A 25,903-nucleotide genomic window follows, 5' to 3' on the forward strand; every position below is an offset into this window, starting at 1 on the left:
CCAGAACTCCTGGACAATAAGTGATCTGATGACTAGAACTATGAGGACATCCCCCAGCCGATAGGGGCCTGTGATGCGGCGACTCCTGCTCTCCCTCGTCCTCGTCCTCACCACTCTGACCAGCACCCCCGCAGCAGCACTCGCGACGACCTGCGACCTGCCCACCTTCCAGGGCGCGGGCACCGACGCCAGGCTGACCTCCCTCTTCACCGCGTACGGCAACGACAACGGCCGGCTCGACGACTGGACGGGCGCCGACGGCACCTACTCCGTCAGGCTCCCTGACGGCAAGGAGCTGTGGGTGTTCTCCGACACCTTCCTCGGCCAGGTCAATCCCGACGGCTCCAGGCCGCCGGTCAGGGAGGAGGGCGGTACGACCGTCTTCCTCAACAACACCTTCGCCGTGGAGAAGAGCGGCAGGCTGTCGACGATCTACGGCGGCACCCCCGAAGACCCCAAGGCCGTGATGCCGCCCCGCGACAAGGACCACTGGTACTGGGCGGGCGACGCCACCCTCGCCGGCGGCGTCGTCGAGGTGACCTACCAGGAGTACGAGCGGTACGGCACCGGTCCATGGGACTGGCGCTGGCACCGCAACGTGGTCGCCCGCTTCGCCCCCGGGCGGCTCGACCGGCCGATCAGCGTGCACGACCTGCCCTCGGACCACAAGGTGGCGTGGGCGTCCGGCATCCACAGGGACGCCCGCTTCACCTACGTCTACGGGGTGGAGGACCTGGGCTCGCCCAAGTACATGCATCTCGCCAGGGTCAGGGGCAGCAGCCTGCTCGGCACGTGGGAGTACCTGAAGGCAGACGGCACCTGGTCGAGGAACCAGGCCGACTCCGCCCGCGTGATGGAGGGGGTGGCCAACGAGTACTCGGTCAGCCGCGTCGGGAGCGGGTACGTCCTGATCACGCATGACACGACGGAGGTCCTGAGCTCCAGGATCGTCGCCTACACCGCCTGCACGCCGTACGGGCCGTTCGGGAACAAGACCACCGTGTACACCACCCCCGAGACCGGCGGGAACATCTTCACCTACAACGCCCACGCGCACCCCGAGGTCGCCGGGCCAGGGCTCGTGGTCTCCTACAACGTCAACAGCTTCGTCAACACCGACCACTACCGCGATGTGACGATCTACCGGCCGCGATTCCTGGACCTGACGTTCGGGTGACGCGCAACTGGGCCGCCAGGCTGCGGGAGATCACGATCGAGGGCATGCGCGCGCTCGTCCTTGAGAACGAGCGGCTGCGGGTGACCGTGCTGGCCGACAAGGGCGGCGACGTCGTGGAGTTCCTGCACAAGCCGACCGACACCGACCTGGTGTGGCTCTCGCCGCAGGGGCTGCGCAGGCCGCTCCCGCAGCAGGCGGCCGATGACGTGGGCGCGTTCCTCGACCACTACGAGGGCGGCTGGCAGGAGGTGTTCCCCAACGGCGGCGCGCCCAGCGTCTACCGGGGCGCGCGGCTGGCCCAGCACGGGGAGGTCGCCGGGCTGCCGTGGTCGGTCGAGGTGCTGTCCGACTCGCCCGACGAGGTGGCGGTACGGCTGGCGGTGCGCACGCGGCGCCTGCCGTACCGGGTGGAGAAGGTCTTCAGGATCGCCTCGGGAACGGCCGCGCTAGAGGTCGAGGGGCGGGTGACGAACGAGGCGGGGGTGGCGCTGCACGCGATGTGGGGCCACCATCTCGTCTACGGCAGGCCGTTCCTGCGGCCGGGCGCGCGGATCAGGGTGCCCGAGGGGGTGACGGTGATCCCGCACGCCTCCTCCATCGACCCGCTCGGGCGACGGGCGGCGGAGCTGTTCGTGGCGCCGCCCGAGGGCGCGCCGAGTGAGATCGTCTATCTGACGGGCTTCGACGACGGCTGGTACGAGGTGCTCGCCGACATCGGGGTGCGGGTGGAGTGGGACGCGGACGTCATGCCGTACCTGTGGCTGTGGCAGGAGGTCGGCGCGTCGAAGGACTGGCCGTGGTGGGGCAGGGCGTACGTGCTCGGGCTCGAGCCGTTCTCCAGCATGCCGACCGACGGCCTGTCCACCGCTGTGGACAACGGGACCGCGATGCTCCTCGGGCCCGGCGAGTCGAGAACCGCGCGGTTGCGGGCAGAGGTGATCACATGAGCGAGTTCGACGGCAAGGTGGCCCTGGTGACGGGCGGGTCGCTGGGCATCGGGAAGGCGGTCGTCGACCGGCTGGCCTCGGCCGGCGCGTCCGTCGTCTACTGCGGGATGGAGGCGCCCTTCGAGGGCGAGCGCGTCACGGGCGTCGTGGCGGACGTGCGCGACGCCGGGCGGATGCGCGACCTGGTGGACCTGGCCGAGACCAGGTACGGCGGGCTCGACATCGTGGCGACCTGCGCGGGCGTTCAGCGCTACGGCACCGTGGAGGACACGCCCGTCGAGGTGTGGGACGAGGTGCTCGACATCAACCTCAAGGGCGTGTTCCTGACGTGCAAGGCGGCCGTGCCCGCGCTGCGCAGGCGCGGCGGCGGGTCGATCGTCGTCATGTCGTCCGTGCAGGCCTTCGCCTCCCAGGCGCAGGTGGCCGCCTACACCGCCAGCAAGGCCGCGCTGAACGGCCTGACCAGGGCGATGGCGCTCGACCACGCTCCCGACGGGATCAGGGTGAACGTCGTCTGCCCCGGCTCGGTGGACACGCCGATGCTGCGCTGGGCCGCCGACCTGTGGCGGGGGCCGATGTCGCAGGAGGAGCAGATCGAGCAGTGGGGCCGCGCCCACCCGCTGGGCAGGGTGGCCAAGCCCGAGGAGGTGGCCGAACTGGTCGCCTTCCTCGCCGGACCGCGCTCGTCGTTCATCACCGGCGCCGAGCACCGCGTCGACGGCGGCCTGCTCGCCCGCAACCCCGCCGCCCTGCCCGACTGATCTCGGCGCCCGACTGACGTCACCGCCTGCCTGCCCTCACCGCAGCCTCGCCACCGAGCCGGGCGTCAGCCGGTGGGCGAGCTTGTCCAGAAGCGCGATCACCTCGCCGATCTCGTCGGGGTCCGTGGTGCCCAGCGCCGTGGCGAGCGGGCCCTCGATCGGCGCGGATCGCACCTCCGCCACCCTGGCGGACAGCTCGGGGGCGTGCTTGATCACCTGACGCCGCCGGTCGGCGGGATCGGGTTCGGTCACGATCGAGCCCGCCTCCTTCAGCCTGGCGACGGCCGCCGACACCGCGCTCTGCGGCAGCCCCGTGCGGGCCGCGACCTCGCCGACCGTGGTCTCGGGGTGGGCGCGCAGGTCGCTGACGACGATCAGCACCGTGCGCACGCTCGTGGTCCGGGGGCCGATCCCTTCGGTCGGCATGCTCTCCTCGCCGATCTTCATCAGCGTGCGGCCCAGCAGGAACAGCTCCACTCCATCCATGTCTCCATATTACATCAGGCTTGATGCATCAGGTTTGATGCTTTATGGTGAGACTCATGACGAACCACACGATGCGGGTGCCGGGCGCGGAGATCTACTACGAGGTCAGGGGCCAAGGGCCCGTGCTGCTGCTCGGGCAGAGCGGCGAAGGCGACGCCGACAGGGGCAAGGATTTGGCCGACCGCCTGGTGGCCGACTTCACCGTCGTCACCTACGACCGCAGGGGGCTCTCGCGCAGCACGCTCGACGACCCCGCGGTCACCATGGCGGTCCACGCCGACGACGTGCGCAGGCTCCTCGCGGAGGTGACCGACGAGCCCGCGGCCATGCTCGGCTGCAGCTTCGGCGCCGCGCTCGGGCTCCACGTGGCCGCCAGGTACCCGGGGCTGCTGCACACGCTCATCGCGCACGAACCCGTCGCGCCCTGGCTGCTGCCCGACGCCGCGAGGGAGCTCCACGTGCGGGAGCTGGCCGAGGTGCAGGAGGTCTTCGAGCGCGAGGGGCTGGCACCCGCGATCAAGCAGGTGGCCGAGATCCTCGGCATCGACCCTCACAGCACCGACAAGGAGCCTGGGCTCTCCGCGTTCCCCATGACGCCACAGCGGGTCGCCAACTTCGCGTTCTTCCTGCGCCACGACCTCACCGCGATCAGGGAGGACATGCTCGACCCCGAGGCGGTGCGGGCGACCTCAACGCGGATCGTCCCCGTCGCCGGCCGTACGACGCCTCGGGGGGTGTTCGACTACCTGTGCGCCGTGGAACTGGCCGGACTGGTCGGCGCCGAGCTGGAGGAACTACCCGGCGGCCACAACGGCAACCTGACCCATCCGCGGGCGTACGCGGACGGGATCAGGCGGCTGCTCGGCTGAGCTCAGGGCCCCGCCTCGGGGTCGGCGAAACGCTCGTTGGGCACCTGGGCGTACCAGCCTGGCCTGCCGGGATCGCGGTCGTACGGGTATCCGCCCAGCTCCCTGTAGAGCTCGGCGTAGCGCTCCAGCCGCTCCCTGTCCAGGCGCACTCCGAGACCGGGCCCGTCCGGTACGGCGATGCGCCCGTCCCTGTAGGCCAACTTCCCTCCTGTGATGACGTCGTCGACGAGATGGTGGTAGTGGGCGTCGGCCGCGTAGGTGAGGTTGGGCAACACGGCGCCCAGGTGGAGCATGGTCGCCAGCTGGATGCCCAGCTCGCCCGAGGAGTGCACGGCCACGCCGAGCTGGAACGTCTCGCACACCGCCGCCGCCTTGACGCACGGCCTGATGCCGCCCCAGAAGGTGGTGTCGAGCAGCACGACGTCGGCGCCCCTCCGCAGCACGTTGGCGGCCAGCTGCTCGAAGTTCACCACGACGGTGTTCGTCGCGAGAGGCACGTTGACCCGCTCGCGGATCAGCCGCAGCCCTTCGAGCCCGAGGACCGGATCCTCCAGGTAGTCGTTGTCGAGGTCCTCGATCGCCCTGCCGAAGCGCAGCCCCTCGGCCATGGACAGCACCGCGTTCGGGTCGAAGCGCAGCCGGTCGCCGGGGAAGGCGGCGGCCAGCGCCTTGTAGCACTCCAGCTCGTAGTCGGGCGGGAACACCCCGCCCTTGAGCTTGTGGACGGTGAAGCCGTGCACCCGCTTCAGCGCCCTCGCGTGCTCGACGAGCTGGTCGGGCGTGCGCACCTCGGCCGCCCCTTCGCTCTGGTAGCGGAAGAAGAGATAGGAGGCGAACGGCACCGACTCCCTGATCTTCCCGCCGAGCAGGTCGTGCACGGGCACGCCGAGGTGCTGCCCGATCAGGTCGAGGCAGGCGAACTCCAGCGCGGCCAGCAACTGGGTCCGGTTGTTGTACAGCGAGGCCGTCGGATTGGCGATCTTGAAGCGGAGCGCTTCGAGCTGGAAGGGGTCGTGGCCCGCCAGGTAGTCGAGCAGCCCGCGGAACGCGGCGGAGGCGCCCTCTCCCCCGCCGCCCATCTCGCCGAGCCCCACCAGGCCGTTGTCCGTCTCGACCTCGACGATGGTCCTGACGAATCTGCCCCAGTGGGCGCCGTTGCTGTGCCGCAGCGGCGCTTCGAGCGGGACGGCCACCGTGGTGGCCCTGATGTCAACGATCTTCACAAGCCCCCCAAACGGCGGCCACCCCGCAGGCGGGCAGCCGTACCTTGACCTGTTCCTCGTGGACCTCCAGCGGCGTCCCGCCGACCACGGCGGACCGCAGCCCGCGCAGCCCGACCGTGACCTCCACCTCGGTAGCGGCCAGCGACTGGAGCCGCACGACGATCCCCTCGTTCGTACGGCCGAGCGAGGTGATCTGGACCTCGGGGTGGTCCACGGTCGCGAAGACGCCCTCCTTGCTGGGTTCGGCGGTCCCCGTCGCGAGGATGCCGAGAAAGGGATCGGTGATCCCGGAGGCCGCCAGCGGGCCGAGCACCCTGCTCTTCATGGTCGAGGAGGAGGTGACCGCGTAGCGGAAGGTCGTCTCCCCCTGCTGCTGGGTGGGGAAGTTGGTGTCCCAGATGTTGTTGAGCGCCCAGGAGTAGATCGTCCCAGGCTCCTCGTCGAGCGTGGCGGGGAAGGGCGCGTAGGGCATGTGGATGGTGCCGAGCTGCACCAGCGGCGCTTCGAGCGTCGCCCACGCCACCGAGAGCTCGGGGTCGTCGAAGGCGATCCAGTGCCTGATCGGCAGCATGTAGGCGGCCGAGCCTGGCACGCTGGGGCCGCCGCCCACCCCTCCGGTGAGCTCCCACGCCGTGGGCGGCCCCGCGCAGGCGAACGGGAAGGCCAGGAAGACCGCCTCCTTGGCGGGAGTGCCCTGCTTGGCCAGCTGGTAGGTCAGGTCGACCCTGGGCACCCCGTCGTAGAGCTCGATCGTCGTGCGCACCCAGTCGACGCCCTTGGCCTGCAGCTCCACGACCAGCTTCTCGCCGATGGCGGTCCGTTCGGCCTTGACGACCGCGGCGTGGCGGCCGATCGCCCGGTCGCCGAGCAGGGTCCTGTCGTGCGCGCCGACGTGCCCCGACATGTGGTTGAAGTGGGGCGCGGTGGCGTAGCGGTCGTAGACGTACTGCCCGAACCCCGCGGCGGCGTCGGCGTTGACCAGGTCCCTGCCCGCCGCCTTGTCGAAGATCGAGCGGATGTAGCCCTCCTTGACGTCGTAGACGACGCGGTAGAACTCGTTCTCGATCGTCTCCTCGATGTCGCTGGTCGTGACGGCCTCGCCGGGCCTGATCGACACGAACGCGTAGCCGTACCCGGGAAGGTCGCGGATGACCGCGCTGACGTGGCGGCCGATGGGCCGCGTGGGCCAGTCGACGGGGTGCACGACCTCCTCGTGGTGCGGGACCCGCTCGCCCGTCCGCTCGTCCACCAGCGAGATCGGCTCATCCAGCGGCACCACGTCACGCGGCAGGAAGGCCCGCACCACGTCCGTGCGCCGCTGCGTGCCGGGGTTGACGACGACGAAGCCCGTGCCGCCGAAGCGCCGGCCGAACCTGCGCATGCCCGCCTGCAGCAGGTCGGCGGAGTCGTCCTGCGCGTCGTAGGCGCCGGCCGACTTGCGCGTCCACTGCAGCCCGCCCGAGTCGCCCGCCTCCTCGGCGTCCTCCCACGGGTTGGCCGCGCCCCAGGTGTGCTCGTTGAACAGCGCCACCTTGTCGTAGGCCAGGTTGATCGGCTCGGTCGCGTCCGCGCCGGCCAGCGTGTGCAGCGTCTCGGCGGCGCGCAGCGCGCTCTGCGCCCTGCGGACGTAGCCGAGCGGGCGCGCGCCCGAACCGAGCCCGTCGGCCCACCAGTCGGTCCAGTCGCCCTCGTGTACGGCCAGGCGGTCGTGGTAGCGCTCCTCGACGTGCGCGAAGAAGTCGCTGTTGATCGCCGAGCGCAGACGGGGATAGGCCCACTTGGCGTTCCACTCGCGCACGATCGAGGCGGGCACGATCGAGGGCCCCGCGTTGTCCGCGTGCGCCCCCTGCACCCGCAGGTGCAGCGCGTCCAGCGCGTACGGCTCCCGCTCCGCGTCCGGCCCCTGCCAGCCGAACGTGCCGGGGCCGTACGGATAGCCCCTGCCCGCCAGCGCGCACAGGTAGCGCGGCAGCAGGTCGTCGGCCAGCTCGAAGGAGTCGGCGAGACCGACCGTGTTGCCCTCCATGTAGGCCATGCCGTGCGGCGTGTCGGTGAACCAGACCAGCAGCTCGTTCCCGCTGGGCGCCCGCCACCTGAACGGCCTGGTCAGCTTGTCCCCGCCGTGCAGGTACGGCACCGACCGCCCCGCCCAGTTGTGCGCCGCCGCGAGGTAGCGCACCCCCACCGAGTTCAGCGCGTCGACCAGCCCGACGACCGCGCCGGGCACGTCGGTGTGCATCGCCGAACGGGCGGGCAGCTCCTCGGTGAAGCGCAGCTGCCGGTAGAGCTCCTCGGTCGAACAGGCCTCGGTGTGCAGCTGGAACGGCAGCGCGGTCACCTCGATCAGCCCCTCGCGCACCCGCTCCTTGAACGCCTCCACCAGGTCGCGGGGCCGCAGCTCGAGCCAGCGCAACGCGGGCATCGACGACTCCACGGTCCACCGGAACTTCGCGTCGTCGGGCCAGTCCGCGCTCTCCTCGGTCAGCCGCAGCGCCGCGTCCAGATAGTCGAGGTGGTGGCGCAGCACGGTGCCCTGCGGATCGGTGTAGCCGATGTCGAGATGGGAGTGGTGGACGACGAAGACGTCCCAGTGGCGCTGCGGCATGACGGTGATCACCGCCTCGCCGATCAACCCTTCACCGTCGCGCAACTCCAGCGTGAAGTCCTGCGGCTGCGACACCTCGGGCACGAGCAGCGTCACGTCGGCGCCCTCGGCCCTGTCCACCCCGACCAGGACGTGTTCCAGGTACGCGGGCACCAGGCCGGTCACCGACACCCTGACCGCCTGACGGCCGTCATGGGTGATCAAAGGCAGCACCGAGGCCCTCGCCTCCAGGCCCCTGACGGAGATCACCGGAGTCGAGGTGTCCTCGCGCAACGCCTGCCGTATGCCGTCGTAGTCGGGGGAACCAAGGCTCGGCTGCAGCAGCCGACTCGTCATGACAGACCTCCAAGGGCGAGTCCACGGGCGAACATCCGCTGGGTGGCCACGAACAGCACCACCGTGGGCAGTGACACGACCAGCCCCGCCGCCAGGCCGACAGGCACGGGCGTACCCGCGTAGACGTCGGTCAGCAGCCCGGCCAGCGCGGTCATCACCGGCCGGACCTCGGCGGTCTGCGACAGCGTCAGCCCGAAGAGCAGGTCGTTCCAGATGAAGGTGAAGTTGAGGATGAAGACGGCGGCCAGCGCGCTGACGGCCAGCGGCAGGTAGACGCGGAAGAAGATGCGCAGGGTGGACGCGCCGTCCATCCTGGCCGCCTCGAAGATCGAGAAGGCCACTCCGGTGAAGAAGTTGCGCAGCACGAAGGCCGACAGCGGCACGCTGATCGCCGTGTACACGATGATCATCCCAAGGCGCGTGTCGTACAGCCCCGCGTCGCTGTAGCCGACGAAGAGCGGGACGAGCAGCATCTGGGACGGGAAGACCGTGCCGCCGAAGATGACCATGAACCAGAAGAAGCCGTGGCGCAGCCGCAGCACCACGATCGTGTACCCGGCCAGCGCGCCGATCAGCACGCCGATCGCCGGGGAGACGACGCTGTAGAGGGCGGTGCTGGCCAGGCTCTGCGAGAGATCGGCCGCGTCCCATGCCCGGAAGAAGTTCTCGATCAGCGCGAAGTCGGGCGAGGGGACCCAGGCCCGCGAGGGGTCGTAGGTGTCGGCGGGCCGCGCGGCGTTGACGAGCAGCAGGTACGTGGGGCCGAGCCAGATCAGTCCCAGCACGACGAGGACGAACCGCCTGATCATGCGCGCCTCCGCAGATACAGGTAAGAGGCGAGGCCCGTGACGACCGTCAGCACGACGGCGACGGCTGAGCCGTACCCGTATTCGCTGGCCACGAACGTGTCGCGGTACATCGTGACGGCCAGCGTCTCCGAGCTGCGCCCTGGACCGCCCTGCGTCATCACCCACACGATGTCGAAGCTCTTCAGGCTCGCCACCAGCGCCAGGCCCACGACCACGGCCGTGAGCGGCGCCAACAGCGGCCAGATGACGTGCCGGAACAGCCGCCATCCCGACGCCCCGTCGAGCCGCGCCGCCTCGATCGGCTCCTTGGGTATCGACTGCAGCCCGACCGCGAACAGCAGCGTGTTGACGCCGAGCTGCTGCCACGTCCAGACCAGCAGCATGGCGATCGTGTTCTGCGGCGCGTCCTGCAGGAAGGCGGTGTCCACGCCGAGCAGGTTGTTGGCGATGCCGTCATGGGACAGGATCGGGCTCCACACCAGTCCGAGCCCGGCCCCGCTCAGCGCGTAGGGCAGCATGAACGGCACGCGGAACCACGCGCCGCCCTTGATGTCGTACGACAGCACCGCCACCAGCAGGCCGAGTCCGACGGGGAGCACCATCGTCCCCACGACCCACAGCAGCGTGTTGCGGGTCGCGGTGAGCAGCGCGGGGTCGTCGAGCAGCTTGACGAAGTTCGCGAAGCCCACCCACTCAGGCGGGGCCAGACCGTCGTAGCGGGTGAGGCTGAGGTAGGCCGTCCAGACGAAGGGCGCGTACAGCAGGCCCGCCACCAGCAGGACCGCGGGGGAGACGTATCCCGCGCGGAACCTGCCGAGCAGCGGCGCCGTTCTTCCTCTCACTGGTGCGTGCTCCAGTACTCGTCCGCCTTCTTCTGGATGTCCTCCAGCACCTGCCGGTAGGTGTCCGGCTTGGTCACGAACAGCCCGAACCCGTCGAGCGCGGCCGTCAGGATCGGCGGCGGCGTCGCCTCGAAGTAGCGGTTGACCAGGCGGTACTTCCCGCTGCCCGCGTCCTTGGTGACCTGCCCGAGTACCTCGCTCTTGATGGTCACCCTGGGGTTGGCGCTGACGTCGCCCCGGGCGGTCGACCACTTCTCCTGCGCCTGGGTGCCCGTCCACCACTTGAGGTACTTCATGCTCGCCTCGGGGTCGGGCGCCTTGGCCAGCGAGCAGAGCGGCCCGCTCTCGAAGATCATCGAGGTCTTGGGCAGCGAGGCGTTGACGTTGGGGATGGGGAAGAACCCGGCGTCCAGGTTGCGCTGGGTCATGCTCGTGTTGAACCAGGTGCCGAACGACACCATGGCGACCTTCTCGTTCTTCAACGCGTCGGCCGGATCTGTCTTGTCACCCGGGTGGCTGAAGTACCCCGCGTCGATGAGCGACTTCCACTTCTCCATCACCTGGACCACTCCGGGGTCGGTGTACTTCGCCTTCCCCGTCGACAGCCGGTCGTAGAGGTCGGGGTCGGTCCCGGCAAGGAGCTGCTCGAACCAGACGAAGGAGAACAGGACCGAGGTGTGGTAGAAGGCCTTGATGTTGGCCTTCTTGAGGGTCTCGGCGACGGTGACGAGCTCGTCCCAGGTGGTGGGGGGCTTCAGGCCGTGCTCGTCGAAGATCTTCTTGTTGTAGAACATCCCCCAGTAGGCGACGTTCAGCGGCACGCAGTACTGCTTGCCGTCCACGGTGTAGTAGGTGGCCACGTCCTTCGACAGGTCGCCGTTCTTGATCGCTTCCTGCCAGATGGCGCTGGTGTCCGCCACCTGCTTCTGGCCCACGATCTCCTTCAGCAGCCCCCCTGTCTGCCACGTGAAGAGGTCGGGCTTGACGTTGGTGCGGAACGAGGCCTTGATGAACGCCTGGTAGGTCGGTTCGTCGGTGTAGCCGACCGGCTTCATGCTCAGGCCGATCTGCTGCTTGGACAGGGCGCCCATCTCGGTGAAGTACGAGCTCCACGCGCCCTTGTCGTTGTAGAGGGTCAGCTCCGTCTTGGCCTGGCGGGCGGGAGTGCTCCCACACGCGGCCAGAAGGAGGAAGGCGGTCATCAGGATGGGGGTTCGCCGGATCATGACCGGCCTCCTGTTCTACACGAGCCTGTGCTGGATCACCGTTTTCACGTCAATCAGGTGGGCGCGCATGAGCTCCTCCGCCGACCCGGCGTCACCTGCCTCGATGGCCTCGAGGATCGCCAGGTGCTCGTCGTAGTCACGGCGCCGGTCGTCGAAGAGCCGCAGGATCTCCTGCTGCTCGGAGGCGTGCACGCGCAGCAGCGAGTCGACGACCTCGCCGAGCACGCTGTTGCCCGCCAGCCTGGCCGCCACCCTGTGGAAGGTCATGTTCGCCTCGTGCAGCTCGGCGTCGTCGCCGCGCAGGTGCGTGGCCGCCTGGCCGAGCACCTCACGTAGCTCCTGCACGCCTGGCCGCCCCGCCGCCATCCCTGCCAGCGGCGGTTCGATGAGGATGCGCGCGTCGAGCAGGTCGAGCAGCTGCCCGCCCGGCATCGTGCGCATGTTGGGGTTGGGCAGCACGACTCGCTCGATGTCCGCGCCGACATAGAGGCCTGAGCCGTGCCGCATCTCGATCGCGCCCGTCGCCTCCAGGCGGCGGAGCGCTTCGCGCAGCGTGGGCGTGGTCACGGCGAACCGCTGCGCCAGCTCACGCGTGGTGGGGAGCCGGTCGCCCGGCTGCAGCCCGCTCTCAGCGATCAGGCCGAGTACCTGCTCGGTGAGTACGCCGGAGAGGGAAGGCCGGACAACCATCATCTAATGATTAGATCACTTATCTGCTGTATTTTCACGTCATGAAGAGAATCGCCTGGGTGGCCGCGGTTTTAGCGCTGCTCGCCGCGGCCGGTGTCGGGGGCGCGGGCTGGTACTACTCCGGCATGGTCATCGACCCCTCCCACGGCGATTCGTATCCGCTGGAGGTGGTCTCCTACGACGGCTCCCAGGTGACCCTCCGAGGCGGCGGCGACACCGACGCCCCCGGCAGCTACGGGCTGACCTGGGCCTCCGGCAACGCGATCCTCGGCGACGTGGTCGCGCGCGGGCCCGGCACCGTCACCCGCAAGGTCGATGCCGTACGGCGGGGCACGCTCGGGCCCGGCGTCCACGCCTACCTGGACAGGTGGATGTGGGGGCACGAGGATCCGCGGTCGGCGGTCGGCGTGCCGTACAGGGCGGTCCGGATCAGATCGGAGTTGGGCGACTTCCCCGCCTGGCGGACCGAGGGGAACGGCAGGACCTGGGTGATCGCCGTCCACGGACGCAACGCGCACCCCGCCGAGGCGCTGCGGGTGCTCCCGCTCTTCCACAGGCTGGGGATGCCGGTGCTGAGCATCACCTACCGCAACGACGAGGGCGCGCCCGCGAGCCAGGACGGCAAGCTCCACCTCGGAGCCACGGAATGGAAGGAGGTCGCGGCCGCGATCGCGTACGCGCGTTCCTCAGGTGCGACCGGGGTCTACCTGTACGGGTGGTCGATGGGCGGCGCGATCGTGCCGATGGCGGCGCGGATGCTGCCGGACGAGCCGATCAAGGGGCTCATCCTCGACAGCCCCGTCATGGACTGGCGGGCCCCGATCGAGCTGGGGGCTCGGCAGAAGGGGGTGCCGTCGTGGCTGGCTTCGGTGGGGATGTTCGTGGTCGAGCGGCGGACCGGGCTGTCGTTCGAGGAGTTGGACCACGTGGCGCATGCCGGGGATTTCAGGGTGCCCGTGCTGCTGTTCGTCGACACAGCTGATCAGACGGTGCCGGTGGGGCCTGCGGTGGAGTTCGCCCGCCTTCGACCCGACATCACCCGATTTTTCAGGACATCGGGGGCTGGGCACACGGGCTCCTGGAACGTCTCCCCCACCGCCTACGAGAAGGCCCTGACCGCCTTCGTCACCCCCCACCCCTGACCCTCGAGCCGCCCCCACCCCTCAGGGATCCGATCCCTCGCACACTCAACCGGCACCAGCCCGCAGAGATCCTTCAGGTCTTCGCCCTCCACCAGCCCGCCGCGCCGCACACGCCACCAGCACCCGCCGCCCGGCAGAGATCCCTCAAGCCCTCGCCCCCGCCCGCCCTAGGGGTTGGGGTCGAGGAAGGTGAGCATCTGGTCGATCTGCGCCTCGCGCGACCGCTCGACCTGCCCTGCCCACTCCTTCACCTTGGGGTTCAACCCGTTGTAGACCTCCACCCTGGCCATCTGGATCGCGTCGTCCTGGTGCGCGATCAGCAGGTTCACCAGGTCACTCTCGTTCTTGACCGCGGCGATCCGCTCCCTGTCGGTCTCCGGCAGGCCGCCGTGCCCCGCATGGGCGTCCGAGGGGGCGGTCAGCGGCTGGTCCCACTCGGTCAGCCACTTGGTCATCGTGTTGACCTCGACCGCCTGGGTGCTCTCGATCGCCGCCGCGAGGGTCTTCATCTCGGCGGTGGTGGCCTTGCCGCCCGCCAGCCGTACGATCTCGATGCCCTGCTTGTGGTGCGGGATCATCATCTGCAGGAACATCACGTCGTCGGCGTTGACCTGCTCCCGCGGCTGCTCGCCGCAGCCCGCTCCGAGGAGCAGGACCGCGGCGAGGGCTGCGATCAGACGCACTTCCACAGCGCAGGGACGTTGGGCGGCTCCCAGCCGGCGATGGCCGTGTGCGGCTGCAGGCACTCGTAGGACAGACCGGCGTAGGTCACGCGGTCACCTCCCTTGTAGGCCTTGCCAGCCTGCCAGGTGCCCGCGGGGACTGTCGAGGTCGGCGTGGGCGTCGGCGTGGGAGTGGGCGTCGGGGTCGGCGTGGGAGTGGGGGTCGGGGTGCCGCCGCCTCCGCCGAAGTCGACGTCCGAGCAGGTGTAGAAGGCCTCGTTGCTGCCGACGACGCGCTGCCAGATCGAGTAGAGGATGTGCCGCCCCGAACGCTGCGGCAGGTTGATCGTCCAGTTGGTGAACGTCGTGGGGTTCTGGTTGTTGAACGTCTTGATGTGCACGAGGTCCAACCACTTCAGGGGCATGGTCGGGTTCCACCCGTCACGGGTGATGTAGAACTCAAAGTTGCTGTTGGCGTGCGGCGCCGTGGCGTGGTACGTGAGCGTGAAGCTGCCCGGCCGTACCGAGGTGGCGGGCCAGTCGGCGCGCTGCAGATCGAGTCCCCTGTACTTGTCGCGTGCCGCGCTGCACAGCTTCCCGTCGGGAATGATCTCGCGGTGCTGGCCTCCCGCTTCGAGCAGGGAGACCTCGTTCCAGTCATAGAACGCCTGGGTTCCCGCGGCGGCGACGGCGGCCTTGCAGGCGGCCGACTTGGGCGCTTCGGGGCCTTCGTTCTTACAGACGTAGACGCGGCTCGGCGGGTTGGACATCGTGCCGTGGGCGTTGGCGGCGCCTGCGGGGAGGAGGACGAGTGCGGCTGTTCCTGCGGCTAAGGCGGCGGTCTTCTTGTTCACGGAAGCTCCTGGGGGTGTTAACTAACAGGAAACCTTCCTAAGGATTAACTCTGCGAGGGTGCGCGCGCAAGGGCCCCTGTCAGCCACGTTTCAGATAGGAGAGCGCCCGCTCGGCATTGAACCGCTCCACATCCGTCAGCACCTCATGCCTGGGTAAATCGCCCCCGAGCAACCGCAGCCGCGGGCTGATCACAGTCTCACCCGCCGGCCGGCCGAGCGCCGGCCCCGCAACGGGGAAGGCGTGGTCCGGCATGGCGAGAAGGTCGCTGACCTCCTCGCCCCGATCGCGGACCGAGCCGACCGGCACCCTCTGCCGGCTGGATCAAGGAAGAGCACGCCAAGAAAGCGCGGCCTGAGGCACGGCTCGGCCGTACCCCGTGCGGCGACCGCGACTCACTCGTGAGGAGTCAGGTCGACCTGACCGGTTCCCTCGAGCTCGCCGGCGTTGTCCGCCCGGGCCGGCAGGAGCAGGGCGGTGACGACCACCGCCACGGACAGCACCGCGCCGATGATGAAGGCCAGCCGCATGCCGTCGAGGTTGGCGAGCGCCTCGGGGACTCCCGCGGATTTCAGGGAATCGGATCGCGCGCTCATCACGGTGATCACGAGCGCGGTGCCGAAGGCCGCGGCGACCTGCTGCAGCGTGCTCAGGATCGAGCTGCCGTGGGAGTAGAGCGGTGGGGGAACCGCTCCGAGCCCGAGAGTGAACACGGGGGTGAAGGTCGCGGCCAGACTCACCATCAGCAGCGCGTGCAGACCGAGAAGCTGCCAGAACGGCATGGTCATCGTGACCTGAGTGAAGCCGACGAGCGCGAGCATGATCCCGATCGCGCCGGGGATGACCAGAACCCGGCCGCCGAACCGGTCGAACAGGCGGCCGACGGTCGGACCGAGCAGCCCCATCGCGAGGCCGCCCGGCATCACGAGGAGCCCGGTCTGCAGGGCGCTGAGCTCGCGGACGTTCTGCAGGTACAGCGGCAGCAAGATCATCGAGCCGAGCATCGCCATGAAGGACACCGACATCAGGATCAGTGCGACCGTGTAGGTGCGGTGGCGCAAGGTACGCAGGTCCATCAGCGGGACGCCGCGCTTCTGCAACCGGAGCTGGCGGACGACGAAGACGGCGATGGCGACCAGGCCGGCCGCCACGAACGCGGCGGCGACGCGGGCGTCACCGCCCTCGAACCGGCTGAGCCCGTAGACCAGGCCGCCGAAGCCGGCGGCGGCGGTCACCACGCTCAACCAGTCGATGGTGCTGAACTGGGGCTCTCCGACGTTCTTGAGCTGCTTCAGGCCCCGCCATGCGATCACGGCGGCGATGGGGAACACCACGGCGAACAGCAGCCGCCAGGACCCGAATTGGAGGATGACCCCCGAGATCGCCGGACCCATTGCGGGAGCGACCGAGATGGCCAGCGTGACGTTGCCCATCACCCGGCCCCGGTCCGACTCGGGCACCACCTGCATCAGCGTGGTCATCAGCAGCGGCATCATCACGGCCGTCCCGGACGCCTGGATGATGCGGGCGCCCAGCAGCACCTCGAACGACGGCGCGATGGCGGCCAACGCCGTGCCGAGCAGGAACAAGCTCATCGCGGTGGTGTATGCGCGGCGGGTGGACACCCGCTGCAGGAACCACCCGGTGATCGGGATGACCGCGGCCATGGTCAGCATGAAGGCGGTCGAGAGCCACTGCGCGGTCTGCTCGGTGATGTGCAGCGCGCCCATCAGCCGAGGGATCGCGTTGATCATGATCGTCTCGTTGAGGATGACCACGAATGTGGCGAGCACCAGCAGCCGGATCACGGCCGGGGTGCGGCCTGAAGCTGTGGCCGCGGATTTGGCAGGTGAGTCGAGCAGTGGGCTGGACACGGCACCTCAATCGGGGTTGGCGGGCATAACGTGGTCGTGGCTGGCGCCCCAGCCTTCGGTCTCTCAAGCAGGCGTGGTCATGCAAGCCTGACGGACGCCACCGACAAAAACTCATCGACCGCGCCCCACACTGCGGCAAGCGAGCTGCGATGTCACCCGGTTTTCGTCGGCGGCGAACGACGATGTCCAGGTCGTGGGCCTGTTTCGCTCCAGGGACTGGGTGAACACCTCGCACACCACATGCCCAGAGGGTGGGCCCCCACGGTAGCGAACACCAAACCGGGAACGGTTATCGATCCGGGGTGACCAGCTCGCACTCCGGCCTCGGCTAGGCAGACCCCGCCTGCATCGGCGCATCCTCTGCCAGCGACGATACGTGCGGCGATGCCGCTGGGCTTGCCTCTCGAGTGCCGTTACGGGACAGCCCCCGGTTCTGTGGATTCAGCCCCCGGCAGAAACGCGAGTGTGAACGGCAGCAGCCGTACCGGGCCCAGCCGGCCAGGCTGGAACACTGGGCGGTGGGACGTGAGCGGGCGCACTCGACGATCCACGTGGCGTCCAGCCACAGGTAGGTGTCGGCGGCCGGCCATCGGATGACCGTGTCCCCTCCCAGCTCCACTACGTAGTCCAACACCTCACAGAATCAGGATCCGCAGCCCGTTCCCACAGGATCTTGGATCGGCCGCCCGGCCTTACCGTCGGGCCGATGGACCTCGATCAGTGCCATGGCTTGACGGTGCAGGAAATGGGCCAGTCCGGTGCCCTTGGGCGATGGCGATGAGTTTGGGTACCGCTGATCTCGTCGCGATGGGAGTATGGCGCTGCTACTCCGTGCGAGGAGGGGGTCGCGGCCGTGACCAGCGCCGAAGACGATCACGACGAGCAAGGCCGGCCATCGGCATGGGATTTGCTGGCGCCGGTGATGGACCTGGTCACGCCGATGGCGGTGCGGGTCGCGGCCTCGCTGAGGCTGGCCGATCTGATGGCCGACGACGCGGTGCCCGTCGAGGAGCTGGCACGCCGGTCTGACACCGACGCGGACGCGCTGGGCCGGCTGCTGCGTCACTTGGTCTGCCGGGGTGTCTTCGCCGAACGGGAGCCGGGCAGGTTCGCCGTCAACGAGCTTGCCGCGCTGCTGGCATCCGACCATCCTTCCGGGATGCGGGCGCGGCTCGACTTGGGTGGCTTCGGCGGGCAGATGGACCTGGCGTTCACCGGTCTGCTGCACACGGTCCACACCGGGCAACCGGCATGGGAGACGGTCTTCGGCGCCCCGTTCTGGCGCTATCTCGCTGCGAACCCAGAGATGAGCGTGTCGTTCGATGCGGTGATGGCGACCGCAGGAGACCAAGTCGCCGACGCGGCCGGGGGATACGACTGGTCCGGTGTGCGGCATGTGGTCGACGTCGGCGGTGGCACCGGCGCCCTGCTCGCCGAAGTGCTGCGCGCCAACCCTGACCTCCGGGCCACGCTCGTAGATCTGCCGGACACAGTGGACCGAGGTCGGCAGTACCTGGCCGAGCGCGGGTTGGAAACGCGGTGCGAGTTCGTCGGCCAAAGTTTCTTCGATCCGCTGCCCACCGGGGGTGATGCGTACGTGCTCAGGCGGGTGGTGCACGACTGGGGCGACGACGACGCCCTGCTGATCCTGCGTCGGTGCGCTGACGCGGCCGGGCAGTACGGACGGGTCATCGTGATCGAGTCACACGGCGGTTCCGGTGACGATCCGGCCATGTTCGCCGAGATGAACCTGCGCATGCTCGTGCTCAGCGGCGGTCGCGAACGCACCGTCGAGGACTACATCGCCATCGCCGCCGAAGCCGGGCTCCACCTCGCCGACGTTCACAGCACCCCGCTCGGACACGTCGTCCTCGACTGCACTCCGCTGGGCCCTTGACACAGATCAAGAACCTGGCCGCCGATCCATCCACCTGCGTGAGATCGACATGGCTCCCAAGCTCGATCGCTGATTGGGACGCCTGTTCAACCCGTCGAACATCGATCGGACCTTGGACCTACTGGAGGCTGCACGCGAAGCACCGCCCCCGGAACCGCACGAGAGCGCGGCAGCCGACCTCGGGCCGATGGGATCGTGGACCGGTTGTGCCTGCCAGCCCCGGTGTCCGCGCATGTGGACCGGGCAAGCCGAGCTCAGCGAACTCGGCGTGGCGCGGTTCGCGCTCTGCCTGATGCACGACCGCAAGGAGTCCACCTTCAAGGCGTACGGGTCCGAGGTGCTCAGCCTGTCTACTGAGCCGGCTCGGCCGCGTCAACTGCGCAGGTCGGCATCCCATCAAGCGGCGTCGAGGGCCTCGGTGAGCTTGCGGGCCATCTCCGCCATGGCGGGGCTGGGCTCACCCTGGTGGGTCCGAGCGCCTGCTTCGATGGCGACGATGACAGTGCCGCGGAAGTTGTCGGCCTCTGCCGGGGCCTGCTTCTTCAGCAGGCTCATGGCTGCCGTCAGGGCCGGCAGCACCTGGTCGGCGAGTTCGGCCACGGTCTTGCCGTACTTCACGCCCTTGGGCGCCTTGGCGAGCACGTGCCCGACCAGGCCGGTCGCGGAGGTCAGGGCGATGGAGCCGTGGGTGGCGACCTTGTGGGCCGAGCCGGCGGCACCAGCGGCGGACATCAGTGAGACGGCGCCCCACGCGGCGGTCCGCAGGGTGAGCTTGTCCTGGTCGGTAAGGGTGATGGACATGGTGGTGTGCTCCTTTAGATCTGTTACGAAAGTCAATGGAACGGACGGATGGTGGAGTGCGGCCCTGTTGGTGCCCGGGGGTCTGGATTGCTCAGGTCGGGTCGCCCGAGGGGAGCTCACCCGGCCTTGAGGCCGCAATCGCTGAACCGTTCATGACATTCACGATCGCCGACCGCTCTGATACCGGGCCGTTGCCGTCCTGACGCGGCCGCTGACACGACACCGCATGGTCGACGGCAAGCGCGTGGGTCGAGGACGTCGGTGAGGGGTTCAGTGGCGGGCTGGAGGAGCGGAAGGAGTGGATGCCGGCCCACGTCCTCGGCGCACCCTGCCGGCATCCGGATGCAAGACATCGGCCACTTCTTCCAGCACGTCCGCCAGGCCGTGATCAAAGCAGCCGAGGAACGGCGCCAGGCCCATGCCGCAGGTCAGCGCCGCGCTCGCCCTGCCGGAACGCTGTGTGACGTCAAGAGAGCGGGCCTCGACCCGTCCGACTGGTCACCCCGGGAGCTGCGGCACAGCTTCGTGTCGCTGCTCTCTGACAACGGCATCCCGATCGACGAGATCTCCCGGCTGGTCGGTCACAGCAGCACCGCCGTGACCGAGCTGGTCTACCGCAAGCAGATCCGCCCGGTACTCCGGAGCGGTGCGGTCGCCATGAATCGGATCTTCAGGACATGAGTCGATTACCCACGGAAGCCTGGGTCGCCTACAACCTCTGTTCCAGCCGATGCTGTATCCGGCCAAGGCCCTGACCTTCGAAGAAGGCCAGAGCCTTGGTGTTGAAATCCCACACGTCCGTGAGCGGCTGGCGCAGCCGGCTTCCAGAGCCGCCGCGCGAACCGACTCGACCAAGGCCGAACCTACGCCCATGCGAGCCACCCGTGGATCTACGGCGACGTGGTTGACGTAGACGAACCTTTGCGGATGCATGAGGGCATCGGCAGAGCGGTTCTGGATGGTCGCCGTGATGTATCCAACTGGGCCGTGCTCCGATGACTCCGCGATGTAAGCCATGGCCCCTTCCCGCGCCAGGAACGCGGCAAAGTGCGGTGCCGGCTCGCCAGTGGCGTGGGCCAGATGGAAGATATCCGGTCTTGCATCGACATGGAGATCATGCACGAAACGATTCAACTGCGCCAAGATCACGACGTCGTCAGGGGTAGCTCGACGTATCTGCACCGAAGGTGGCGTCATGAAGGGAAATGATGGCCATGACCACCCCGAAGACCAAGAGGTTTTCAACCCCGACCGGGACTCGTAGTCACTCGCTTGGACACGCAGAAGCCCCCCGTGATCACACGGGGGGCTTCTGAGCTGGAGCCGCCTTCGGGATTCGAACCCGAGACCCCTTCATTACGAGTCAATTCGAACATGTGTTTTACAACGTCTGTGTGTCCTCCTGGCTGCATAGGACCGTCCGCCGACGTCCACTCACGTCTGTGATCGACTTTCGCCGTTGTCGCCCAGTTGGACACCCAGGCTCGAAGGTAACAAGGCGCTTCGCGCGATCTTTAGGCTGTAACACTGGGGGCTGCCCCGACGTTCGCCGCGAACCAATTGGCCCGCAACAGCGTCAACCTCATAGCGATACGTGAGCGCGGCATCACTAGAGCAAGCGGGGGGCGGCAGGCCGGTAGCGATCAAGGGCTTCTGTGCGCGGTTCGGCGACTTCCGACACCGATACTGCCGTGTGCTCCTTGACGGTCGCCCCCCAATGTTGCAGCTCAATCGTGCGAAGCACGTAGAAGACGCGCGAAGCGCCTTTCATGCTGCCACTCCGACGGTCCGGGGATAGCGGGGACAACGTGTCCCCGGCACTGTCCCGGGTGATTCATGGCGTTTCCCTTGGTCAGAGTATGAACGGGGACACCGGGGACACGAGGGACACCTACTTCAGCCAAATCATCCTGGCCACATACCCATCAGGGCTTCAGCTACAAGACTCCCACTCGCCTCCGTGAGGACCTCCTTGAGAGTATTCCCAAGCCGCTTCAGACGCCCAGGATTCGATTCGGGCTCGGCCGCTGCCTCCTCTATCTCGCGAATAGTCGTCTGCACTAACTCCTGCTTCTCGACTGAGAGCCCGAGAGCGGGCATCCCCTGCTGCACTGCCAGCGCAAAACGGAGAAGCTTCTCTGTATCGACGCCCTCATTGTAATTCTGAACTACCGGCCCCTGAGGATCAAACGCAACATTGCTGCGCTCCACCTTGATTTGATGACCGATTCTCCGCTCTTCGTCTTCCATCTTCATAACGTCTCCCTCGTACTTCCTGACACAGTAGAGCCCACGAGCAGTTATTCTACAGGCGTCTGTTACATGCGCCTTCGCCCATCCACTTCGAATGAGCTTATTATCGACTAGAATCCCCAGGGCGCGATCGACCACATACTCCTCTTCAACAATGAAGATGGAGTCTTTCTTGTATGCTCCCAGAATTTCATGGCGGTCGAAATTTTCTTCGCCAGTTACGCGCTGCCGCACGTCGGCAAGCCAATTGAGGACGTATCTCGCCGTCTCATAATCGCTGGGAGAATGGGATTGCTTGAATCGAATTGGCAGGCATACGAAACGCACGCCATCCGGTCGTAAATTGGGCAGGACTATGCTAAGTGGAAGAAAGTGCTCTTCAGCCTCCGCCACCGCCCCGAGGATCTTCGCGAACTCGCACTCGGCAGACAAGCAAGCCAAACCCGAATCGCTATCCTTGTGCCGAAATGGCGTTATCTGGAAGTCAACCGCCATGCCGAGAAGCTCTCGCTCTAGGTCTATGACCTCTTCGATCAAAAGACTCTGATCAGCGAATTCGCGACATGGTATTACAGTCCTGCGACGCTTCTCACCTGCCGCAAACAGTAGCTCTTCCATGTTTGCGGCAAGAGCTGCCGTTCGCCACTCGTGGGTGAGCAGCAGGCGCTCCTCTGCCTCTTTACGGCGCTTCTTTACCTGAGCCGCAATGCTCGCTTTCCGCTCGCTCTCTACACGCTCCGCCTCCAGAGCCTTGGAACGCTCAAGAGCGAGCTGCTGGAACGCAAGGTGGTAAATGCGTGATTGCCTGGCCAGATCCATGCAGGTGACAACAAAGATGGCAACAACCCATAAAGCGGCGCTCACGGCGGCAGGATACCCGATCGTCCACACCCCGGAAGCGGGATACCAGAACCCGGGCACGGGCCCCCAGCTCAAACCAGGTTCAGGGACACCGGGACACGAGGGACACTCTCGCGCGCTCCTTGAGGGTCAGTAGCCCCGCCGGGGACAGCGGGGACAGCACGTCCCCGACAGTGTCCCCGCTCGTGTTCGCATGTTTCCCCTGGTCAAACCTCATTCGGGGACAGCGGGGACAGCGGGGACACATTGTCCCCGGACGGCGCTATGACTTTCGACCGTCGGCGGCGCGAAGAATCCTCAGGATCTCGGCCAGCTTCGCACCGTGGTCACGTTCAATCTCGGCGACCCGCGCCTGTATGTTAGCGATCTCCAGAGCAACGGCACCGAGTGCTGTATCTGGCTCCTTCGCTAATGCATGCGCAGGTGGTTCCGTCCGACGCTCGGGTCCCTCGGAAACAAAGACTCCGCGTCGCCGAACAGATTGGACAAGCCCTTGACTCTTGAGTAGATCGAGGGCTCTGCGCACTACGATCTCCGAGACACCGTTCTCTTCAGCGATCTCTTTGTAGCTCGGCAGCTGTACACCAGGTGACAGTTCCCCGCTGCGAATACGGTGCGCATAGTCGCCTGCGATGCGGACAAAAGCCGGTTCCGACATTCGATGATCAGCCCCTCTGATGAAGCCCGTAGCCCGAAGCTACGTAGATACCGGCCATCCCGAAAGAGGTCCCATGGCTTGCCAGGGACAGCGAGGACAGCCTGTCCACCATCGCTCCTCACGTTTCCCTTGGTCAACACCCGGCCGGGGACAGCGGGGGCAAGAAAGCCCTGGAAAACGCGTCCGGCTCCCCAGGGCTCCAAGCTCAGGGTCGGGCTCGGCCGACGTAGTGGAAGGTCGGCTTCGGGTGCATCAGGAAGTCGTGATGCGAAATGTTCCATGCGTAGGCACCAGCCATGAGGAACTCGACTACATCGCCCGTCGCCAGGCTCACGGGCACATGCTTCGCCATGGTGTCCTTCGGCGTGCAGAGCTGGCCAACAATCGTGGTCGGCTCCCCTGGCAGGTCAATAACCATGGGCTGGCTGTGCCCCTTGGTCGCCGGAGTCCGAATGTGGTGTGTCCCGCCCGCCACCACGGCGAACAGCTCACCATGGACGCGCTTCACGTCCATGACCCGAGTGACGTACCGCCCGCAGTAGACCGAGATGGACCGGCCCGGCTCGATGCGTAGCGTCTCGCCAGGGCGTCGGAGAGCGGCCAGGCCCGCGCCGTACGTCTCCCAGTCAAACCGGGATTCCGGGTCGGCGTAGGAGACGGCCATGCCACCACCGATATTGATCTCCGTGACGCCAAGGCCACGGGCGTAGTCGAGAATGGCGCTGGCCAGCTCCAGCATGGTACGAGCGTCCAAGCCGCTGGCCAGGTGAGCGTGGATGCCGCGAAGGCGTACGGCGTCCTGACCGGCCAGCATTTCCATGCACTCGGCAACGCCGTCGGGGTCCATCCCGAAGGGCGTCGCGCCACCCCCCATTGCCAGCGACGCGCCCTTGATGGGGATGTCGAGATTGACGCGAAGCAGCACGTCAGCAGACCGGCCCGCCGCGAACAGCCGCCGGATTTCGCTGGGACTCTCGATGTGGAGCCGGTAGACGTCCGCGAACAGTTCGGCATCGGTCTTGCCGGGGCCGCCGATTGCGATGCGCGAGTCCGGGAAGTGCTCGCGCACGTGCGCCAACTCTCCCCCGGACGCGATCTCGAAGCCGTCTACATAGGGCGCGATGACCCGCATGAGGTTGGAGTCAGGGTTGGCCTTGACGGCGTAATACACCTCGATGTCGCCCATGGCTGCTCGGACGGCTGCCATGTGGGCGTCCAGGTCGGCAAGGTCGTACACGTACGCGGGCAGTTGGCCGGCGTCGGCAAGCTCCAGCGCCTTGGCACGGATCGGCAGGGTTGTAGCTGTCATCGCGTCGTCCCCCTTCAGGTGATAGCTGGCTGACCGGGCATCAGGTGAGCGGGAAGGTGTGCTCAATCACGAGGTAGTGCGCGGGCGTGACCGTGGTGGTCACCTCGACAGCCTGCCCGCTCACGGTCCTGCCGACATGGAAGATGTCGAGGACCGTGCGCTCGGGGCTGATCTCCAGGGCGTCGGCTTCTTCGTCCGTGGGCGGGCGTACGACGATGCGCTCGCTCGCTTCGGTCTGGGCGTAGCCGAGTTCGGCCAGGGCCGACTTGACGCCGCCCTGGATGTTCGGCCCATCGGCTTCAAGGTCGGTGCCGTCCGCGATCGAGAGCGGGAACCATGAGGCGTTGAGCCGTACCGGGATGCCGGACGCCAAGAGTCGGCGACGCCGTACGAGGGCGTTCTCCTCTCCGCGCGGCAGTCCAAGGGCATCAGCCACGTCGTCCGGGGGTGTGGCGCGCTCCACGGTGATCTCATGTTGCGGTTCGAGGCCGAGTTCGCGCACCTCAGCGTCGAACGCGCCGCGCGCCTGGCCGCTCTCGCGCGCCACCCGCGAGTAACGGGCAGCGGAGTGGAGCATCGGCGGGATGTAGGTCACGATCGTTCCTCTCCCTTGCTTGGGGCGAATCATGCCCTCTGCTGCGAGTACCTGCATGGCTCGGTTAACGAGGCTTCGAGACGCGCCGTACTTCTCCGCAAGGACCGGCTCAGGTGGGAGCACCGAAGCCGTCGGGTAGACGCCTTCGACGATCTCCTGCCGGATCTGCACGGCGATCTGTCGGAAGCCCAGCTTGTTTGGGGTGCCCATTTCTCCCTCTTTTGTCGCTCGACCGAAACGCCAAACGTTTGATGTTTGTTGACAGCGACCCCTGGCGGGCTCATTATCAAATCAGTCGACAAACGTTTGACGTTTCGCAGGCAGCATACCTGCACCGTCAGACCAAGTCGAGCAACCGAGGTGAGGCATGCCTCACCTCACTGCACAACCGAAGGCACTTGGAAGGCGGTCCGACGGGACCGCGCGCCGACGCCGACGGACCGCTCTGGCCGACGGGCCAGACGCGATTGCTGCCGCTCGATCAACTCAACAGCGACGACCAAGGGCCACCGCCTCCCGACAAAAGGCGGCCCGACCGGGGCAACGGCCCCGGCCACTACCCGTTCCCACCTTCCATCCAAGGGAGATCTTCACCATGGACACCGCCACCAACGGCGCACCTCAGAACGCCAGTGACACCGGCCAGACCCACCGCTACATGTGGGTGATCACCGTGCAGTGGCCCACCGGCGGCGGCTTCGGCAACGCCACCTTCGCCAGCACGGTCGACGTCCCGCCCGGTGCCTCCCGTATGGACGTCTACATGGAGATCTTCGAGCTGGCCAAGCGCGAGACCCGCGTGGACAAGCTCATGGTCCTGTTCTTCGCGCTGGAGCCCGACCGGCTGGCCGCCTAGCCATTCCAACCGCCCCGATGGTCGCAGGCAGGGTTCGACTCCCCGCCGGGGCACGCCCCAGACCCACACCGAACCGAAGGAATCTCAATGACCATGTCAAGCGGCAGCAGCCGTGACCTGCTGCGGTGGGACCGGGGAGAAGACTCGGTTGTCGCGCAGCAAGGCCCACAGC

The 25,903-nt window shown here is 67.5% G+C and carries 24 protein-coding genes and 1 pseudogene; 8 read left to right on the forward strand and 17 right to left on the reverse strand.

Features of this window, described 5'->3' with window-relative positions:
* The first annotated feature begins 73 nt into the window (after positions 1-73).
* From AB0B45_RS31075 to AB0B45_RS31085, 3 genes are read left to right on the forward strand one after another with little or no spacing between them, the layout of a single operon-like run.
* Positions 74-1,177 (forward strand): DUF4185 domain-containing protein, encoded by a 1,104-nt coding sequence (locus AB0B45_RS31075; RefSeq protein WP_358137780.1) that lies wholly within the window; start codon positions 74-76, stop codon positions 1,175-1,177.
* Positions 1,174-2,124, forward strand: coding sequence for a DUF4432 family protein (locus AB0B45_RS31080; protein WP_358137783.1), 951 nt, complete (start codon positions 1,174-1,176; stop codon positions 2,122-2,124). The genes AB0B45_RS31075 and AB0B45_RS31080 overlap by 4 nt, the downstream gene beginning before the upstream one ends.
* The gene (locus AB0B45_RS31085) at positions 2,121-2,885 is read left to right on the forward strand and encodes an SDR family oxidoreductase (RefSeq protein ID WP_358137786.1); all 765 of its coding nucleotides are present in this window, start codon (positions 2,121-2,123) and stop codon (positions 2,883-2,885) included. Before AB0B45_RS31080 ends, AB0B45_RS31085 begins: the two co-directional genes overlap by 4 nt.
* Positions 2,886-2,921: 36 nt before the next feature.
* Here the strand turns inward: AB0B45_RS31085 and AB0B45_RS31090 are convergent, their stop codons facing one another.
* Positions 2,922-3,371 (reverse strand): MarR family transcriptional regulator, encoded by a 450-nt coding sequence (locus AB0B45_RS31090; RefSeq protein ID WP_358137789.1) that lies wholly within the window; start codon positions 3,369-3,371, stop codon positions 2,922-2,924.
* Positions 3,372-3,427: 56 nt separating this feature from the next.
* Between AB0B45_RS31090 and AB0B45_RS31095 the strand changes: the two genes are divergently transcribed.
* Entirely contained in the window at positions 3,428-4,240 is an 813-nt protein-coding gene (locus AB0B45_RS31095) for an alpha/beta hydrolase (RefSeq protein ID WP_358137791.1), read from the forward strand.
* A 2-nt stretch (positions 4,241-4,242) separates the two neighbouring features.
* Here AB0B45_RS31095 and AB0B45_RS31100 read toward each other — a convergent pair whose 3' ends face one another.
* From AB0B45_RS31100 to AB0B45_RS31125, 6 genes are read right to left on the reverse strand one after another with little or no spacing between them, the layout of a single operon-like run.
* Positions 4,243-5,463, reverse strand: a complete 1,221-nt coding sequence (locus tag AB0B45_RS31100; protein WP_358137794.1) for an enolase C-terminal domain-like protein — start codon at positions 5,461-5,463, stop codon at positions 4,243-4,245.
* On the reverse strand, positions 5,450-8,404 hold the full coding sequence (locus tag AB0B45_RS31105) for a glycoside hydrolase family 38 C-terminal domain-containing protein (RefSeq protein ID WP_358137797.1): 2,955 nt from the start codon (positions 8,402-8,404) through the stop codon (positions 5,450-5,452). Before AB0B45_RS31105 ends, AB0B45_RS31100 begins: the two co-directional genes overlap by 14 nt.
* Positions 8,401-9,213, reverse strand: coding sequence for a carbohydrate ABC transporter permease (locus AB0B45_RS31110; RefSeq protein WP_358137799.1), 813 nt, complete (start codon positions 9,211-9,213; stop codon positions 8,401-8,403). The genes AB0B45_RS31105 and AB0B45_RS31110 overlap by 4 nt, the downstream gene beginning before the upstream one ends.
* Positions 9,210-10,055, reverse strand: a complete 846-nt coding sequence (locus tag AB0B45_RS31115) for a sugar ABC transporter permease (protein WP_358137802.1) — start codon at positions 10,053-10,055, stop codon at positions 9,210-9,212. The genes AB0B45_RS31110 and AB0B45_RS31115 overlap by 4 nt, the downstream gene beginning before the upstream one ends.
* Positions 10,052-11,281 carry an ABC transporter substrate-binding protein gene (locus AB0B45_RS31120; protein ID WP_358137804.1) on the reverse strand — a complete coding sequence of 410 codons (1,230 nt, stop codon included), beginning with the start codon at positions 11,279-11,281 and terminating at the stop codon, positions 10,052-10,054. The genes AB0B45_RS31115 and AB0B45_RS31120 overlap by 4 nt, the downstream gene beginning before the upstream one ends.
* 15 nt (positions 11,282-11,296) lie before the next feature.
* Complete coding sequence (locus AB0B45_RS31125) at positions 11,297-11,974, reverse strand: FCD domain-containing protein (RefSeq protein ID WP_358137807.1); 678 nt, start codon at positions 11,972-11,974, stop codon at positions 11,297-11,299.
* 38 nt (positions 11,975-12,012) lie between these two features.
* On the opposite strand from AB0B45_RS31125, the gene AB0B45_RS31130 reads away from it, so the two are divergent.
* Positions 12,013-13,113, forward strand: a complete 1,101-nt coding sequence (locus tag AB0B45_RS31130; RefSeq protein ID WP_358137810.1) for an alpha/beta hydrolase — start codon at positions 12,013-12,015, stop codon at positions 13,111-13,113.
* A 167-nt stretch (positions 13,114-13,280) separates the two neighbouring features.
* On the opposite strand, the gene AB0B45_RS31135 is transcribed toward AB0B45_RS31130, so the two are convergent.
* The 4 genes from AB0B45_RS31135 to AB0B45_RS31150 form a co-directional block, all read right to left on the reverse strand.
* Positions 13,281-13,796, reverse strand: a complete 516-nt coding sequence (locus AB0B45_RS31135) for a DUF305 domain-containing protein (RefSeq protein WP_358137813.1) — start codon at positions 13,794-13,796, stop codon at positions 13,281-13,283.
* Positions 13,787-14,629, reverse strand: coding sequence for a lytic polysaccharide monooxygenase (locus AB0B45_RS31140; protein WP_358137816.1), 843 nt, complete (start codon positions 14,627-14,629; stop codon positions 13,787-13,789). Before AB0B45_RS31140 ends, AB0B45_RS31135 begins: the two co-directional genes overlap by 10 nt.
* Before the next feature lie 79 nt (positions 14,630-14,708).
* Complete coding sequence (locus AB0B45_RS31145) at positions 14,709-14,882, reverse strand: hypothetical protein (RefSeq protein WP_358137818.1); 174 nt, start codon at positions 14,880-14,882, stop codon at positions 14,709-14,711.
* A 140-nt stretch (positions 14,883-15,022) separates the two neighbouring features.
* Positions 15,023-16,501: an MDR family MFS transporter gene (locus AB0B45_RS31150; protein WP_358137820.1), complete on the reverse strand. Its 1,479-nt coding sequence runs from the start codon at positions 16,499-16,501 to the stop codon at positions 15,023-15,025.
* A gap of 853 nt (positions 16,502-17,354) precedes the next feature.
* On the opposite strand from AB0B45_RS31150, the gene AB0B45_RS31155 reads away from it, so the two are divergent.
* On the forward strand, positions 17,355-18,398 hold the full coding sequence (locus tag AB0B45_RS31155) for a methyltransferase (protein ID WP_358137823.1): 1,044 nt from the start codon (positions 17,355-17,357) through the stop codon (positions 18,396-18,398).
* 396 nt (positions 18,399-18,794) lie between these two features.
* On the opposite strand, the gene AB0B45_RS31160 is transcribed toward AB0B45_RS31155, so the two are convergent.
* The gene (locus tag AB0B45_RS31160; RefSeq protein WP_358137825.1) at positions 18,795-19,199 is read right to left on the reverse strand and encodes a hypothetical protein; all 405 of its coding nucleotides are present in this window, start codon (positions 19,197-19,199) and stop codon (positions 18,795-18,797) included.
* Positions 19,200-19,541: 342 nt separating this feature from the next.
* Here AB0B45_RS31160 and AB0B45_RS31165 point away from each other — a divergent pair, with 342 nt between their 5' ends.
* Entirely contained in the window at positions 19,542-19,880 is a 339-nt protein-coding gene (locus AB0B45_RS31165) for a tyrosine-type recombinase/integrase (protein WP_358137827.1), read from the forward strand.
* A 135-nt stretch (positions 19,881-20,015) separates the two neighbouring features.
* Here the strand turns inward: AB0B45_RS31165 and AB0B45_RS31170 are convergent.
* The 5 genes and pseudogenes from AB0B45_RS31170 to AB0B45_RS31190 form a co-directional block, all read right to left on the reverse strand.
* Positions 20,016-20,396: pseudogene (locus tag AB0B45_RS31170) on the reverse strand (GNAT family N-acetyltransferase); the annotation flags it as partial.
* Between the two features lie 708 nt (positions 20,397-21,104).
* Positions 21,105-22,316, reverse strand: a complete 1,212-nt coding sequence (locus tag AB0B45_RS31175) for a hypothetical protein (RefSeq protein WP_358137830.1) — start codon at positions 22,314-22,316, stop codon at positions 21,105-21,107.
* A gap of 259 nt (positions 22,317-22,575) precedes the next feature.
* A complete protein-coding gene (locus AB0B45_RS31180) occupies positions 22,576-22,971 on the reverse strand; it encodes a GntR family transcriptional regulator (protein ID WP_358137831.1) in 396 nt (131 codons plus the stop codon).
* A gap of 205 nt (positions 22,972-23,176) precedes the next feature.
* Complete coding sequence (locus tag AB0B45_RS31185) at positions 23,177-24,280, reverse strand: alanine racemase (RefSeq protein ID WP_358137833.1); 1,104 nt, start codon at positions 24,278-24,280, stop codon at positions 23,177-23,179.
* Between the two features lie 40 nt (positions 24,281-24,320).
* Positions 24,321-25,085, reverse strand: a complete 765-nt coding sequence (locus AB0B45_RS31190) for a GntR family transcriptional regulator (RefSeq protein WP_358137835.1) — start codon at positions 25,083-25,085, stop codon at positions 24,321-24,323.
* Between the two features lie 385 nt (positions 25,086-25,470).
* On the opposite strand from AB0B45_RS31190, the gene AB0B45_RS31195 reads away from it, so the two are divergent.
* Positions 25,471-25,731: a hypothetical protein gene (locus tag AB0B45_RS31195; RefSeq protein WP_358137837.1), complete on the forward strand. Its 261-nt coding sequence runs from the start codon at positions 25,471-25,473 to the stop codon at positions 25,729-25,731.
* Positions 25,732-25,903 lie beyond the last annotated feature (172 nt).

This window comes from Nonomuraea sp. NPDC049152 (assembly GCF_040648355.1).
Taxonomy (GTDB): domain Bacteria; phylum Actinomycetota; class Actinomycetes; order Streptosporangiales; family Streptosporangiaceae; genus Nonomuraea.